11 protein-coding genes are annotated in these 16,419 nt (G+C 65.8%); 6 read left to right on the top strand and 5 right to left on the bottom strand.

From position 1 onward, the window contains the following. Position 1: 1 nt before the first annotated feature. Positions 2-832, bottom strand: a complete 831-nt coding sequence (locus R4P57_RS20480) for a sensor domain-containing diguanylate cyclase (protein WP_317804667.1) — start codon at positions 830-832, stop codon at positions 2-4. Between the two features lie 16 nt (positions 833-848). On the opposite strand from R4P57_RS20480, the gene R4P57_RS20475 reads away from it, so the two are divergent. Then, the gene (locus R4P57_RS20475) at positions 849-1,646 is read left to right on the top strand and encodes a MerR family transcriptional regulator (protein ID WP_317804665.1); all 798 of its coding nucleotides are present in this window, start codon (positions 849-851) and stop codon (positions 1,644-1,646) included. A 529-nt stretch (positions 1,647-2,175) separates the two neighbouring features. On the opposite strand, the gene R4P57_RS20470 is transcribed toward R4P57_RS20475, so the two are convergent. Beyond that, positions 2,176-3,390, bottom strand: a complete 1,215-nt coding sequence (locus R4P57_RS20470; protein WP_317804664.1) for an MFS transporter — start codon at positions 3,388-3,390, stop codon at positions 2,176-2,178. A gap of 293 nt (positions 3,391-3,683) precedes the next feature. On the opposite strand from R4P57_RS20470, the gene R4P57_RS20465 reads away from it, so the two are divergent. The 4 genes from R4P57_RS20465 to treZ are packed head-to-tail and all read left to right on the top strand — an operon-like array spanning position 3,684 to position 12,306. Then, positions 3,684-5,837 (top strand): acyltransferase family protein, encoded by a 2,154-nt coding sequence (locus tag R4P57_RS20465; RefSeq protein ID WP_317804663.1) that lies wholly within the window; start codon positions 3,684-3,686, stop codon positions 5,835-5,837. A gap of 56 nt (positions 5,838-5,893) precedes the next feature. Beyond that, the gene (gene glgX / locus R4P57_RS20460; RefSeq protein ID WP_317804662.1) at positions 5,894-8,185 is read left to right on the top strand and encodes a glycogen debranching protein GlgX; all 2,292 of its coding nucleotides are present in this window, start codon (positions 5,894-5,896) and stop codon (positions 8,183-8,185) included. Positions 8,186-8,188: 3 nt separating this feature from the next. Then, positions 8,189-10,564 (top strand): malto-oligosyltrehalose synthase, encoded by a 2,376-nt coding sequence (gene treY, locus R4P57_RS20455; RefSeq protein WP_317804661.1) that lies wholly within the window; start codon positions 8,189-8,191, stop codon positions 10,562-10,564. Next, on the top strand, positions 10,561-12,306 hold the full coding sequence (treZ, locus tag R4P57_RS20450; RefSeq protein WP_317804660.1) for a malto-oligosyltrehalose trehalohydrolase: 1,746 nt from the start codon (positions 10,561-10,563) through the stop codon (positions 12,304-12,306). The genes treY and treZ overlap by 4 nt, the downstream gene beginning before the upstream one ends. Here treZ and R4P57_RS20445 read toward each other — a convergent pair. Then, positions 12,279-13,835, bottom strand: coding sequence for an MFS transporter (locus R4P57_RS20445; RefSeq protein WP_411742401.1), 1,557 nt, complete (start codon positions 13,833-13,835; stop codon positions 12,279-12,281). The genes treZ and R4P57_RS20445 overlap by 28 nt on opposite strands. Positions 13,836-13,961: 126 nt before the next feature. Here R4P57_RS20445 and R4P57_RS20440 point away from each other — a divergent pair, with 126 nt between their 5' ends. Next, entirely contained in the window at positions 13,962-14,486 is a 525-nt protein-coding gene (locus tag R4P57_RS20440; RefSeq protein ID WP_317804659.1) for a TetR/AcrR family transcriptional regulator, read from the top strand. A 30-nt stretch (positions 14,487-14,516) separates the two neighbouring features. On the opposite strand, the gene ilvA is transcribed toward R4P57_RS20440, so the two are convergent. Together ilvA and R4P57_RS20430 are read right to left on the bottom strand one after the other, a co-directional pair. Continuing rightward, complete coding sequence (gene ilvA, locus R4P57_RS20435) at positions 14,517-15,872, bottom strand: threonine ammonia-lyase IlvA (protein WP_317804658.1); 1,356 nt, start codon at positions 15,870-15,872, stop codon at positions 14,517-14,519. 70 nt (positions 15,873-15,942) lie between these two features. Continuing rightward, on the bottom strand, positions 15,943-16,377 hold the full coding sequence (locus tag R4P57_RS20430) for a nitroreductase family deazaflavin-dependent oxidoreductase (protein WP_317804657.1): 435 nt from the start codon (positions 16,375-16,377) through the stop codon (positions 15,943-15,945). Positions 16,378-16,419: the final 42 nt, after the last annotated feature.

Genomic DNA, 16,419 nt, shown 5'->3' with positions numbered 1-16,419 from the left:
ACTACGTCGGGATCGCGTCTGCGTCGCCGTACGAACGCGCACCACCGTCTCGTTTGGCTCGGTAGAGCAGCAGGTCCGCGCGGTCGAAGCAGTCGTCGACGGACTCCCCCACACGCAGTGTCGTGTAGCCGGCAGAGAAGGTCTGTCCGTCGGGCACGACCGCCGACAACTCGGTCAGCACGGCCGATATGGTCGTCGAACCCACACCGGGCATCGCGAGAGCGAACTCCTCGCCGCCCCACCTGGCGATGGAGGCGCGGCCGCCGAGCAGGTCCTCGGCAGCAGCAGAGAACTGAATCAACAGCCGATCTCCGCGTCCGTGACCGTACTTGTCGTTGTACGACTTGAACCGATCGAAGTCGACCATCGCCAGAGCCAATACGACATCGGCACCACCCGGTGTCGTCAACTGATGCAGCCGATCGCGCCATCCACGCCGGTTGAGCAATCCCGTGAGGGCATCGGTCTGCGCGGCCTGGCGGAGGTCGTCCTCGATGCGCCGACGGTCGGTGGTGTCGTGCACGACGGCCATCGTCCACCGAATACCCCCGGGGCCGGGAACCTCACTGGCCGAGATCCACCCCCACCGGACCGTGCCGTCGGAATGCAGGTAGCGCTTTTCGAGGTGAACCGATTCCCCGCGCGCCTTGGCGTCGGCCATGATGTGTTCCATCGCGGCGTGCTGGGCCAGATCGTCGGGATGGGTGAATTCGCGAGAGGACCGGCCGGCCAACAGGTGGCGCGGGCAACCGACGATGGCCGCGTACGCCTCGTTTGCGAGAACCAACAATCCGTTCTCGTCGGCCAGCGCCAATCCGTGACGTAGCGTCACGGTTCACACTGAACACATGAAGATCGGATCCCTGGCCGACGCAGCCGGAACGACACCTCGAACAGTGCGGCACTATCACCGTCTCGGCCTGCTCGATGAGCCACGCCGTCTGTCCAACGGCTATCGCGAGTACACGATCGACGACGTGGTCCGACTGATGAGAGTCCGCTGGCTCGCCGATGCCGGAATGCCCCTCGGCGCGATCGCGGCCGCCCTCGACCGGTCCGCGACGGACGAAAACGATGTGGTCGCCGATCTACGCGCCCTGCTGGCCGGTATCGAATCGGAGCAGAAGGCGCTGGCGCACAGGCACGCTCGCTTGTCGGCCCTGCTCGACGACGCCATCGAGCATCGTTCGCTGACAGCCCTGCCGCGCGATGCAGCGGACACACTGGCCGCGTTGATCGATGCTGCTACCGAGTCCGACCGAGAAGCGCTGCTCCGTGAGCGTGACCTGCTCGAGGTGATGGCGATCTCGGGCACCGTCCCCGCGTCGTTCTTCGAAACGATGACAGCGACGCTGGCCGATCCCCGCACCCGGCAGAAGTACCTGGCGCTCCTTCGCAGATTCAGCGCGCTCGAAGGCCGAGACGTAGACGATGCCGCAGGTGACATCGATGCGCTCGCAGCAGAATTGGCGTCGATACTCGATATCCGCGCCCTCGCTTCGGCGGAGCCCGATCTCACTGCCCACGAGACCGGCCCGCTCCGTATCGACGACATCGTGCCCGATCCCGCTCAGCGCGCAGTCATCATCGAAGCCACGGCACGTCTGCAGACCACCGAACCGAGCCGACCGGGTGATGCTCGATGACGGTCCACACCCCGGTCCAGGTCGGCAGATGGCACGCACTGCTGCTGTGGGCTCGGGGACGGCATGCGCCGATCGGCGCGGATTCGGCAGCATTCAACGCAGTGCGTGGAACTCTTGCGATGCCTGTGATGTTCGGCGTCGTCACTGTCATCGAGATGGTCGTTCTGCATCTGCTGATTCCGGTGCTGTGGATCAGCGCAGTGGTTGCAGCCCTGTCGGTGGCGTCACTGGTGGTGCTCACCTCTTCGGTCGCGCTGGCCCGCGTCCATCCTCACGTTCTCTCGCCGACGACGCTCACTCTGCGAACCTCAGGGAGGGTCGTCGCGACGGTGGACCGAGCGACCATCGTCTCCGCCCGAATCCATCGCCGCTACGGCGTCGTGTCACCGGCTCTCGACGGCGGCCGACTCGTCCTACCGAATCAGGACGGCACCACCGTCGACATCGACTTGGCTTGCGCCACAACGGTTACCGTGCCCGCACCCCTGCGGCGATGGAGGGTCGACGGCAGTGCCGACTCCTTCGGCCTTCAGGTGGACGATCCCGCGGCACTGGTTGCAGCGCTCACTCTGCCCGCCCCCGCGATCGGATCGGCGTCGGCGCATCGGAGCAGACCGGTGGCGAACAACAGAACCATCAGAGCCGCCGCGGTGATTCCGGATCCGGCCCAAATGGGTGAGGTGTAGCCGAGACCGGCCGAGATCGTGACACCGCCGAGCCACGCGCCCACGGCGTTTCCGAGATTGAACGCGGCGATGTTCGCGCCGGACGCCATCGTCGGAGCGTCGGATGCGAACGACATCACCCGCATCTGCAGCCCCGGGACCGTCGCGAAGCCGAACGCACCCATGAGCACGAGAGATGCGATCGTCGCGGGGCGACTCTCCGCGGTGAGCGCGAAGAAGACGAGTACCACGGTCAATGCACCGAGCAGAACCGTCAGTGTGCCGGTGAGGTTGCGGTCTGCCGCCTTTCCGCCGAGGTAGTTGCCGACGAACAATCCGCCGCCGAACAGCACGAGGAGCCACGGCACCGAACTCGACGCGAAGCCACTGACGTCGGTGAGCGTGAACGCGATGTATGTGAACGCACCGAACATGCCGCCGTACCCGAGCACCGTGACCGCGATGGACAGCCATACCTGCACCGACCGGAAGGCGCGCAGCTCTCGGCGCAGATTGCTCACCTCACCGCTCCCGGTGTCGCGAGGAACGAGGGCGGCGATACCGATCAGCGCGACGATGCCGATCACCGTGATCGCCCAGAACGTCGAGCGCCAACCGTGGCTCTGACCCAGGAACGTCCCGAACGGAACTCCGAGGACGTTGGCGGCGGTCAGACCGGCGAACATCATGGCGATGGCTCCGGCCTTCTTCGCCGGCTCGACCAGGCCGGCCGCGACGACGGCACCGATGCCGAAGAACGCTCCGTGACACAGCGCTGCGAGAACGCGGCCGAGCAACATCATCTCGTAGCTGCTCGACAGTGCGGAGACGAGATTGCCGACGATGAACAGACACATCAGAGCGAGCAAGACGTTCTTGCGAGGAAACCGTGTCACGGCGGCGGTGACGACGAGTGCCCCGACGACGACGGACAGCGCATAGCCGGTGATGAGCCAACCGGCGGTGGCCTCGGTGACCGCAAAATCGGCCGCGACTTCGGGCAGTAGGCCCATGATGACGAATTCGGTCAAACCGATTCCGAATCCCCCGATGGCGAGGGCGAGTAAGCCGAGTGGCATGTCTGAACTCCTGAATGGAAGATGCGTACGCAATTAGCGAGCTATCGCGCGTAGTTGCACGCGCCTGCTAAATGCTTGCATACGCCTCATGTATGCGCAAGCCGGTCAGTGTGCCGATCGGCCCGACACCATCCGCGAACTGGGACTATCGCCGCGACCAGACTCCGAGGGGTACTTCACCTCACGTACACGTATTGTTTGCCCCTGAATCCCGATCTCACCAGAATCGGGTACCACCGTCCGCGACCCCCGACCGAGTGGTCGATACAGAGCCGGGAAGTCACTTCTCCTCCATGCACGTAACCCAGAGCAGCGCCGAGACCGATTCGGTCGCCGACGCCTCGACCCCAGTTGCGGACCCGGCTCAGGGGGACACAGCTCCGCCGCCCAGCGGACCGCGTCGGCCGCCGCAGCGGAATGATCTCAACGGCCTGCGCGGTGTCGCCATCGCCCTTGTTGTCGTCTTCCACATCTGGATGGGTCGAGTGTCGGGCGGCGTCGATGTATTCCTCACTCTGTCCGGCTTCTTCTTCACCGCATCTCTGCTGAGATCGGCCGAGTCCGGCGCGAGCCTGAACCCGATCACTCGCATCTCGCGGGTACTGCGCAGACTCGGGCCGCCGTTGCTGATCACCTTGTTCGCGGTGGCCGTCACATCGGTGTTCCTGCTTCCGCGGACCCGATGGGCCGACCTGGGCGATCAACTGGTTTCCGGTGTCTTCTACTTCGTGAACTGGCAGCTGGCGACGACGGCGAACGACTACCTGGCGGCCGACCCCTCGGTGAGTCCCGTTCAGCACCTGTGGTCGGTGGCCGTGCAGTTCCAGTTCTATCTACTGGCCATTGCCGTCGTGTTCGGTCTCGCATGGGTCCGACGCTTGGCCCGACCCGAGGGACCACGAAGTCTCGGGCCACGCACCTTCGCCGTGATCTTTGCGCTCATCGCCGTGCTGTCCTTCGTGTATGCCGCGGACGGTGTTCGACGCCACCAGGCGTGGAACTACTACGACACCGGGGCGCGGCTGTGGGAGATCATGCTCGGGGCCGCAGTCGCCGCCGTGTTCGCCGCACGCCGCGGCAACCCGGCGGCCGAGCCGTCGTCCCGTGACAGCCGAACGTGGTCGACCGCACGCGGGGCCCTTGCCGTCATCGGCATGGCCGTCATCGTCGCGTGCGGCTTTCTCGTGGACGGTGTGGCTGCCTTTCCCGGTCCCCTGGCCCTCGTTCCGGTGCTGGCCACCCTCGCATTGATCGTCGCGGGCCCCAAGACCGCCGTAGCGGCCACGCTCTCCAACCCGTTCTTCGCCTGGCTCGGATCAATCGCGTTTCCGCTCTACCTGTGGCACTGGCCGCTGCTGATCTTCTACCTTTCTGCCACCGGTCGGTCCCACGTCGACGTCCTCGGCGGCCTCGGCATCGTCGCTGCCTCGACAGCACTCGCGTTCCTCACCGTCCGGCTGGTCGAGCGACCCACGCAGTCGACGACGTTCACCCCGGGACGCATCGCGGTGACCGCCTGCGCAGTGGTGGCCGCGATCTCGGTCACCGCGAGTTCGATCGGATGGAACGCCTACGTCAGCCGATCGATCACCGCCGTGCACGCCGATGAATCGGTCGACGAGCTGACCCACCCGGGGGCGCTCGAGTTGACCGACGGGATTCGCGCGGACCCTGCCGACCTGAGCCCGCCGCTGTACTCCGCACCCGAGGACTTGCCGGCCACCACCCTCGAGGGCTGCATCGCGGACTTCGAGACCCGGGACGCGATCTCGTGCTCCTACGGCGACGTCGACGCGACCCGAACCATCGTGCTGGCGGGCAGCTCGCACGCCGAGCACTGGGTCACGGCCCTCGACGCCCTGGGACGCGAACACGGCTTCGCGGTGGTCACCTTCCTGAAGATGGGATGCCCGCTGAGCGCGAACACGATGCCGATGCTCGGTCCGAACGAGTACCCGGATTGCCTGGACTGGACGCAGACCGTGCTCACCGACATCGCCGACATGAATCCGGACTACATGTTCACCCCCGCCACCCGGCCTCGGGAGGACGCCCCCGGCGACTTCACGCCCCCCTGGTACGCCTCGGTGTGGCAGCAACTGACCGCGGACGGCGTCGGAGTTCTTGGCGTCCGAGACACACCGTGGCTCGCGTATCGGGCCATCGACTGCCTTGCCGACGGCGGCACGGCCATCTCCTGCGGTATCCCGAGGGACGAGGCGTTGGACCCCGTCAACCCGGCCCTGGCGTCCTCGTTCCAGCTGCGCGGGTTCTCTGCTCTCGACCTGTCCGATGCGGTGTGCGACGACAGCGTGTGCCGCGCCGAGCAGGGAAACGTTCTGATCTACCGTGACGAACACCATCTCACCGCGACTTACGTGCGAACCCTCACCACCGAGCTGGGCCGACAGCTCGGATCGGCCACCGGCTGGTGGGCCGGACCGTGAGTGGAGCGGCTCGCGCTCGGTAAGCCCGGGCTCACCCGCCACAGTAGGGTTGATCCATGCTGCACGAAGCCTCCGACGACACGCCTGCCATCGCAGTATGGCCGGGATCCGCTTATCCGCTCGGCGCGACCTACGACGGAGCAGGAACCAATTTCGCACTGTTTTCCGAGGTGGCGGAGGCCGTGGATCTGTGTCTGATCGCCGACGACGGAACCGAGACCCGCATCCGTTTCGAGGAATCCGACGGCTACGTATGGCATGGATATCTGCCCACGGTGGTACCGGGTCAGCGCTACGGCTACCGCGTTCACGGCCCGTGGGATCCGGCAGCCGGGCATCGTTGTGATCCGAGCAAGCTGCTCGTGGATCCGTACGGCAAGGCATTCGAGGGATCGTTCGACGGCGATCGATCGCTGTTCTCGTACAACATGGACGCGCCGGCTCCCGAACCCGAGGCCGAGGTACCGATCGACGAGGAATCCGCGGATTCACTCGACTCCGAGGCCCCGTTCGAGGACGCAACCGATCTCGCCGATCCCGACGACGAGATCATCGAGGAAGCTCCGATCGCGCACGACGACGTGCCGAACAACGGCTTCCCCCAGCACGATTCGCTCGGGCACACGATGACCACCGTCGTGATCAACCCCTTCTTCGACTGGCAGGCCGATCGCGCCCCCAAGCGCCCGTATCACGAGACGGTGATCTACGAGGCCCACGTCAAGGGCATGACGATCAACCATCCCGACATCCCCGAGGCCGAGCGCGGCACCTACGCGGGCCTGGCGCATCCGGTGATCATCGACCACCTCAACCACCTCGGTGTCACGGCCATCGAGCTGATGCCGGTGCACCAGTTCATGCAGGATCAGGTTCTGCTGGACAAAGGATTGCGAAACTACTGGGGCTACAACACATTCGGCTTCCTCGCCCCGCACGCGGAGTACTCCTCGCTGCAGTCTCCCGGTGCCGCGGTCACCGAGTTCAAGGCCATGGTTCGTTCGTTCCACGCCGCCGGCATCGAGGTGATCCTCGACGTGGTCTACAACCACACCGCCGAGGGCAACCACATGGGCCCGACCATCAGCTTCCGCGGCATCGACAACGCCGCATACTACCGGCTCGTCGACGGCGACCTCGAGCACTACATGGACTACACCGGTACCGGCAACAGCCTCAACGCGAGACACCCGCACACGCTGCAGCTCATCATGGACTCACTGCGCTACTGGGTCACCGAGATGCACGTGGACGGATTCCGATTCGACCTCGCATCCACCCTGGCACGCGAACTGCACGACGTCGATCGCCTGAGCGCGTTCTTCGATCTGGTGCAACAGGATCCGGTCGTCAGCCAGGTGAAGCTGATCGCCGAGCCCTGGGACGTGGGAGAAGGCGGCTACCAGGTCGGCAACTTCCCCGGCCTGTGGACGGAGTGGAACGGCAAGTACCGCGACACCGTGCGCGACTACTGGCGGGGCGAGCCTGCCACGCTGGGCGAGTTCGCGTCGAGGCTGACCGGATCCTCGGATCTGTACGAGGCCACCGGTCGTCGCCCCGGTGCCAGCATCAACTTCGTCATCGCGCACGACGGGTTCACGCTCAACGACCTGGTGTCGTACAACGACAAGCACAACGACGCCAACGGCGAGGACAACAACGACGGCGAGAGCCACAACCGCTCGTGGAACTGCGGCGTGGAGGGCCCGACGGACGATCCGGAGATCCTGGACCTGCGTGCCCGCCAGATCCGCAACATCATGGCGACGTTGCTGCTCAGCCAGGGCACGCCGATGATCGCTCACGGCGACGAGATGGCGCGCACTCAGCAGGGCAACAACAACGTCTACTGCCAGGACTCCGAACTGGCCTGGATGGACTGGTCGTTGGCCGAGAAGAACGCCGAACTGATCGAGTTCACCCGCAACGCCATCGCACTGCGCGCCGACCACCCGGTGTTCCGGCGTCGACGGTTCTTCGAGGGCCGGCCCATTCGAACCGGCGAGCAGGCCCGAGACATCGCCTGGCTCACCCCCGCGGGCGAGGAGATGACTCCGGAGGACTGGGACAGCGGATTCGGCAAGTCGCTCACGGTGTTCCTCAACGGTGACGGAATCCCGGAACCGAACCAGCGCGGCGAGCGCGTGGTGGACGACTCGTTCCTGTTGTGCTTCAACGCACATCACGAGACCATCGAGTTCGTGACCCCGGACGGAAACTACGCCAAGGAATGGACGGTGGCGCTGAACACCGCGTCGCGAACCGGGACAAGTGAGAAATCGATCGAAGCGGGTACACCGGTGGAAGTCACCGCTCGTTCCCTACTCGTTCTACGAAAGACTGCCTGACACATGCCGCTGCCCACCAGTACATACCGGTTACAACTGCGGGGCGATGCCTTCACCCTGGCCGACGCCTCCGACGTGGTCGATTACCTGCACGACCTCGGGGTCACCCACCTCTATCTGTCGCCCATCCTCACTGCGACCGAGGGCTCGACTCACGGTTACGACGTCACCGACACCGCCACGGTCTCGGCCGCACTCGGGGGCCGAGAAGCATTGACGCAGTTGCATTCTCGGGCCGCCGAACTGGGCATGGGGATCATCGTCGACATAGTGCCCAACCACGTCGGAGTGGAGGATCCGCGACAGAACGGATGGTGGTGGGACGTTCTGCGTCGTGGTCGCGACTCCGAGTACGCGACGTACTTCGACATCGACTTCGGAGGCGACAACGGCGTCGACGGCAAAATCGCCATTCCCGTCTTGGGTAGCGCGAGCGACGTCGGCGAGCTGACCGTCGACCGCTCCGAGGACCAGCCTCTGCTCGCGTTCTACGAGCACCGCTTCCCCATCGCCGACGGCACGGACAGCGGCGACGCGCAGGCCGTGCACGACCGTCAGTCGTACCGACTGGTGAGCTGGTCCGACGGGCTGATCGGGTACCGACGATTCTTCTCGGTGAACGGCCTGGCGGGAATCCGGCAGGAAGACCTCGACGTCTTCACCGACTCCCATCGTCAGGTGGCCAGCTGGATCGAGGACGGTCTGATCGACGGACTTCGCGTCGACCATCCCGACGGCCTGGCCGACCCCGCCGGCTATCTCACCGAACTACGCGGTCTTCTCGGTCCCGACCGATGGCTGGTCATCGAGAAGATCCTGGCCGACGGCGAACCGCTGGACGAGTCGCTCCCCGTCGACGGTACGACCGGATACGACGCCTTGGCCGCGGTCGGCGGAGTGTTCGTCGACCCCGAGGGCGTGCACGCGCTCACCGCGTTGTCCCAGGTGCGCTCGGGCATCGCCTACGACAGCGAGACGCTGCACGAGACGGAGCTCGACCTCAAGACCGGCGTCGCCCGCGGTGATCTGTCCCCGGAGGTGCGACGCCTCGCGCGGGCCGTCGTGCGCGAGTCCGGCACCACCGTCGATCTCGAGTCCGTCATCGACGCGATCGTCGCCGTCGTCGCGGCCGTCCCCGTGTACAGGACCGACTACGCGCCGCTCGCCCGCGTACTGCCCGGCGTGATCGCGGAGATCGGCGAGGAGCAGCCCGAGCTGGCAGCCGGCCTCGGCGCGTTGACGACAGCCCTCATCGGCGGTGCCGAATCGCCGGTGCGATTCGATCAGGTGTGCGGTGCCGTCACCGCCAAAGGCGTCGAGGACTGCCTGTTCTACCGCGCGAACCGGCTCATCTCGTTGCAGGAGGTCGGAGGCGATCCCAGCCGATTCGGTTGCAGCACAGAGTTCTTCCATCTCACCAACGCGGACCGCGCGAAGCGCTGGCCTGCGGCGATGACCACGCTGTCGACTCACGACACCAAGCGAGGCGAGGATGTGCGGGCTCGCATCGGCGTGCTGTCGCAGACTCCCGAACTGTGGGCCCGATGCATCACCGACTGGGAAGAACTGGCCCCGAGTCCCGATGGCTCCACCGGAATGTTCCTGTGGCAGAACCTGTTCGGAGTCTGGCCGACCGACGGAGTGATCACGTCCTCGTTGCGTGAACGCGTACACGCGTACGCGGAGAAGGCGATCCGCGAGGCCGCCCTTCGCACGACGTGGACCGACCCGGACGAGGAATTCGAGTCCGCAGTACACAGCTGGCTCGACGCGATCTTCGACGGTGCCGTCTCGCGTTCCATGTCGATGCTCGTCGAGAAGCTCGCTCCGCACGGCCATTCCGACGCACTGGGTCAGAAGCTGTTGAACCTGGCCGGGCCCGGCATCCCCGATGTGTACCAGGGCACCGAGTTGTGGGAGGACTCGCTCGTCGACCCCGACAACCGCAGGCCCGTCGACTACTCGGTCCGTCGATCGATGCTCGCCGCGTCGAGCACCGCCGCGCTCTCGATCGATACGGGTGCCGCCAAGCTCGCCGTCGTTCGCTCCGCACTGCACGTGCGACGCGAGCGGCCCGAGAGTTTCGTCGGCGGAACCTACACCCCCATCGTCGCCGACGGATCCGCAGCCGAGCACCTCGTCGGATTCGCACGTGGCCCACTGCCCGGCAACGCCGACGTGATCGCACTGGCCACCAGGCTCTCGCTCGGCGTATCGGAGAAGGGCTGGGGCGCGACAACAGTGACCCTGCCCGACGGCCGCTGGCGCGACCGCATCACCGACGTCGAACACACCGGCACCGTGTCGGTGGCCGAGGTGTTCGCCGCACTCCCGGTCGCACTTCTGGTGCGCGACAACGAAGAAGGGTCCGTGCAGTGACATCCTCGGCAGCGACTCGTCGGTTCCAGGTCTGGGCACCGACCCCGAAGACGGTCCGCCTCCAACTGGACGACACGGTGCATCCGATGCAGCGCTCGTCGAACGGGTGGTGGCATGCGGACGTCGACTGCAGCCCGACAAGTCGCTACGGCTTCTTGCTCGACGACGCAGACAAGGCGCTCCCGGATCCGCGTTCGCCGCGGCAGCCCGACGGCGTCCACGAACTGTCGCAGGTCTTCGAGATCGATCCGACGCTGTGGACCGACGCGGCCTGGACCGGACGGCAATTGCCCGGTTCGTCGATCTACGAGCTGCACATCGGCACATTCACGGACGAGGGCACGTTCGACGCGGCCATCACCAAGCTCGATCACCTCGTCGACCTCGGCGTGACGTTCATCGAGATCATGCCGGTCAACGGGTTCAACGGCGTGCACAACTGGGGCTACGACGGTGTCCTCTGGTACACCGTGCACGAAACGTACGGCGGCCCGGAAGGGTTGCAGCGCTTGGTCGATGCCTGCCATGGCCGCGGCATCGGCGTCGTTCTGGACGTGGTCTACAACCACCTCGGCCCGTCCGGCAACTACCTGGACCGCTTCGGCCCGTACATGACCGAGGGCGCCAACAGCTGGGGCCAGGCGATCAACTACGCAGAGGCCGACTCGGGCGAGGTGCGGCGCTACGCCCTCGACAACGCGCTGCGTTGGTTCTCCGAGTTCCACATCGACGCGCTGCGACTCGACGCGGTGCACGCGATCGTCGACCACACTGCGGTGCACCTTCTCGAACAGCTGTCGATCGAAACTCGCAGTCTCTCGGCACATCTGGGCCGGCCACTGACCCTGATCGCCGAGAGCGATCTCAACGACCCGATGCTGATCACTGCCCGCTCGGGCGGCGGTTACGGACTCGACGCCCAGTGGGACGACGACATCCACCACGCGATCCATGCCGCGGTCTCCGGCGAGCGGCAAGGTTACTACGGCGATTTCGGATCACTGCAGGGATTGGCGAACACGTTGCGGCAGGGCTTCTTTCATGCCGGAACGTACTCGAGCTTCCGCGGCCGCATCCACGGTCGCCCACTGGACACCCGGCGTATCCCGGCCAGTTCCCTGGTGACCTACACGACCACGCACGACCAGGTGGGCAACCGCGCGATCGGCGACCGACCGGGCTTCTACCTCTCCCCCGGCCAGCTCGCGATCAAGGCCGCCCTGGTGCTGACCTCGCCCTACACTCCGATGCTGTTCATGGGCGAGGAATGGGGAGCGTCGACGCCGTTCCAGTTCTTCACCTCACACCCCGAGCCCGAGCTGGGCAAGGCCACCGCAGAGGGGCGCAAGGCGGAGTTCGCCGAGCACGGTTGGGACAAGAGCGATATCCCGGATCCGCAGGATCTCGAGACGTTCACGAGGTCGAAGCTGAACTGGTCGGAGCTGGGCGACGGCGATCACGCGCGACTGTTGGCCGTCTACCGCGATCTGTTGCGGCTGCGCCGTGACCGGACCGAACTGACCGATCCGTGGCTCGACCACGTGAAGGTGGAGTACGACGAGGACGCGCAGTGGATCGTCGTTCGCCGAGGCCGCATCAGCGTGGTGTGCAACCTGTCCGAGTCCGCGGTGACGGTGCCGGTCGGCGGCTCCGCACTGCTCGAGTGGGAGCCGACGACCTCGGACGACACCGGCTCTGCCACCACGGTTCCCGGTCACTCCGTCGTCGTGCTGGAGTCCTGACGCTTACGTAGATTGACCAGGACGAACACGGCGGTGATCGCCAGCACCACCGCGGTGGCGACGGCCGCGACATGCATGCCCGATACGAACGCAGCATGTGCGGAATCGAGCAGAACCGTCGCCACCGAGTCCGGCAACTCACGAGCCACCGCATCCGCGCCGCCGAGTGTTTCCCCTGCCTTGGCTCCGAGTTCGGGGGTCAGCTGGCTGACGTCGATTCCGCGACGGAAGATGGCCATCACCACGGTGCCGAGAACGGCGACACCCAACGCGATACCCAGCTCGTACGCGGTCTCCGACACCGCCGAGGCAGCTCCCGCTCGTTCGGGCTCGACAGAGCTGACGACCAACTCGGAAGTCAGTGTGAGCGCCACACCGACGCCTGCTCCCACCAGGACGAATCCGGCGATGAACATGGCCGGTCCGCTGTCCGTCGCGAGTCCGACCAGGATGCCTGCGCCCACAGCGGCGACGATCATCGCGACGCCGAGAACCGTTCCCGCGCTGAAGTATCGAACCAGGACCGCGACCAGCAGTGAGGTGACGATACTGGCGGCGGTGCCGGGCAGCAGTAACAGTCCGGCCTCGAGTGGGCTGTTGCCGAGCACGAGCTGCAGGTACTGCGAGCCGAAGAACAACACGCCTGCGAGTGCGAAGACCGACAGGAAGTTCGTGGCTACGCCCGTCGAGAATGCCCGGTTGGCGAACAGTCGCAGATCGATCATCGGGGCGGCAAGAGTCCGCTGCCGACGGACGAACACGAACCCGGCGATGACGCCGACCACCGCGGAGAGCAGGTAGATCACGTCGAATCCGTGTGCCGCAGTCTCTTTCACCGCGAACACCACGGGAACGATGGCGAGCATCGACAGTGCCGAGCTCGTCAGGTCGAAGCGCCCCGGGTTCGGATCCTTGGACTCGGGGATGACCAGCGGCCCAAGAGCGATCAGCACGATCATCACCGGGATGTTGATGAGGAACACCGATCCCCACCAGTAGTGCTCGAGCAGCCAGCCGCCCACGAGCGGCCCTGCGGCGGCACCGCCACCGGCCATCGCGCCCCAGACTCCGATCGCGGCGACGCGCTGACGCGGGTTCAGGAAGATGGTCCTGATCAAGCCCAGGGTCGCAGGCATCAGAGTTGCGCCGGAGATGCCCTGAAGCACTCGGGCGGCGATGAGCATCTCAGCGCTGGTCGAGACGGCGGCGACGAGCGAGGCGATACCGAAGCCCGCTGCTCCGATCAACAGCAGTCGACGACGACCGATTCGATCGCCGAGCGTGCCCATGGTGATGAGCAGGCCGGCCAGGACGAACGAGTAGACGTCGATGATCCACAGCAGCTGGTTGCTGGTCGGTGCCAGATCCGAGCTGACGAACGGCAGAGCCAGATCGAGGACCGTGCCGTCGACAGCGATGAGCAGTACCGCGAACGCCAGCACCACCAACCCGAGCCAATCTCGGGGGCCGGCCCGGTGCTCGGACGCTCTGTCGACCTCGTGCACCGAACCGGTGCGCACGTCACTCACGACGATCTCCTACATTCTGCGCTCGGAGACCGTGCAAGCCGGCCTGAAGCGACGATGAGTACCGACCGTCCAGCCGGTACAGTGATCGAGAGTACCTCGAACCGTCCAGCCGGTAAAGTGACTTTCATGTCATCGGACACCCGCGACCGAATACTCGACGCACTCGAATCGATGCTGATCGAACACGGCATGACCAAGGTGACCCTCGACAGCGTCGCCGCCGCCGCTGGCGTCTCCAAGGGCGGACTGCTCTATCACTTCAAGACCAAGGACGCGCTGATTGCCGCCATGGTGCGACGACTCGGTGCCCAGGCCGATCAGCAGCGCGCCGACGCCGCAGCAGGCGGCACCTCGGTGGCCGAGTGGTATCTGCAGCCACCCGACTCCATCTCCGAGAAGGAGATCGCACTGTATCGATCGACCCTGGCCGCGTTGCGCAGTGTCGACGGCAATTCCGGCGAGGTGCAGGACGCCGTCACGGAGATGATGCGGTTGTGGGACGAGGGTCTGCGCACCGAGATCGACGATCCGGTTCAGGCCGAGATCATCCGACTCGTCGGCGACGGGATCTACCTCGGAGCCCTTCTCGATCTCCCGGGCGTGGACCCCGACCTGCACCGACAGGTAGTCGATCGCCTCCTCGGCCGGTGACTCCGCGCAGGTAGGTCCCGGTGCTCCGACTCAGGTCAGGTAGCGGTAGACCGGGGAACCCGGCTCCAGCTGCTCGACGTGCAGGTGGGACTCCCGCATACGTTCGAGGAGCGGGCTCAATCCGCTCGCGAACCCGAGTTGGATGCCGACCAGAGCAGCGCCGGTCTCGCGGTTGTTGCGCTTGACGTACTCGAACAGCGTGATGTCGTCCTCGGGGCCGAGCACCTCGTCGAGGAATCGGCGAAGCGCTCCTGGTTCCTGCGGGAAATCGACCAGGAAGTAGTGCTTGAGCCCCAGGTGAACCAGAGAGCGCTCGAGAATTTCGCCGTAGCGGGAGACGTCGTTGTTGCCACCCGAGACCAGGCACACAACGGTACTGCCGGGGGCGATGTCGAGGTGCTCGAGCGCAGCCACCGCGAGTGCGCCCGCGGGCTCGGCGATGACGCCCTCGTTCTGGTACAGCGCCAGCATGGCAGTGCAGATCGCGCCCTCGTCGATCTGCGTGATCAAGAACGCACCGGGGCCTGCACTGTCGAACACCGGCGCGGTGAGCAATGGCAACGACGCGTGCGAGACCACGCTCGCCCCCAGCGACCGCAGCGCGGCGTACGGCACGTCTCCGATGCGGCGGACGGCAGCTCCGTCGACGAACGGATCGATGTCGGCGAGCGTCACCGGACCACCGGCGATCAGTGCGGCGGTCATCGACGCGGCTCCGGACGGCTCGACGCCCACGAGCGAGGTCTGCGGTGCGCGCTCCCGGAGGTAGCTCGAGATGCCCGCGATGCATCCACCGCCGCCGACGGGCATCACGACGACGTCCGGCGCGCTACCGAGCTGGTCGACTATCTCGGCGGCGATGGTGCCCTGTCCGGCGACGGTACGAGGATCGTCGAACGGCGGCACCATCGTGGCACCGGTACGAGCGACATCCTCGGCGGCCGCGGCAGCTGCCGCGTCGAACGTGTCGCCGATGACGATGAGATCGACGAACTCGCCGCCGTGCACACGGATGCGGTCACGCTTCTGCTTGGGGGTGTTGGCCGGGACGTAGATGCGGCCACGGACCTGCATCGTGCGGCATGCGAACGCGACGCCCTGCGCGTGGTTCCCGGCGCTCGCCGTCACCACCCCCACTGCGCGCTCGGCATCCGTCAACTGATCCATCAGGTTGTATGCGCCGCGAATCTTGTACGACCGCACGATCTGCAGGTCCTCGCGCTTGAGGTAGACCTTCGCGCCCGTCTCCGCAGACAGCCGCTCGCACAGCTGCAGGGGTGTCGCGGCCACCACCGAAGAAATTCGCACCGCAGCGGCATCGATGTCGGCAGCGGTGACGGCTACCGACGATGAGTGCTGGGAAGCGAGTTCAGGGGATGAAGACACCAGGACATGCTGCCACCAGCGTGGAACGGTTGCCCATCCGGGACCGTTCCACTTACCCGGCGACGGCGTTTCAGGCGCGTGAGAGTACGAGAACAGGTATCTCGCGGTCGGTCTTCTTCTGGTACTCCGCGTAGTCGGGGTACGCGGCAACCGAGCGTTCCCACCATACGGCCTTCTCGTCGCCGGTCACCTCGCGTGCGATGTAGTCGTGCTTGTCCACACCGTCCTGCAGCTCGACGAGCGGCTCGGCCTTCACGTTGTGGTACCAGACCGGGTGCTTCGGGGCACCGCCGAGCGAGGCGACGATGGCGTACTCGCCGTCGTGTTCGACCTTCATCAACGGCGACTTGCGGAGCTTGCCGCTCTTGTTGCCCTTCGTGGTCAGCAGCACTACCGGCATGCCGTTCATCATCGTGCCTTCGGTTCCGCCGGAGTTCTCGTACAGCTCGGCTTGCTTGCGGGCCCAGTCGGATGAACTCGGTTCGTATTCTCCAGTCAATGGCATGACTTTCAGTCAACACCTCCAGGCGTCGGGACGCCACGGGAT

The sequence above is a fragment of the Rhodococcus sp. IEGM 1330 genome, assembly GCF_033142445.1.
In the GTDB taxonomy this organism is placed as follows: Bacteria; Actinomycetota; Actinomycetes; order Mycobacteriales; family Mycobacteriaceae; genus Rhodococcoides.
This window is presented reverse-complemented; position numbering and strand designations above follow the sequence as displayed.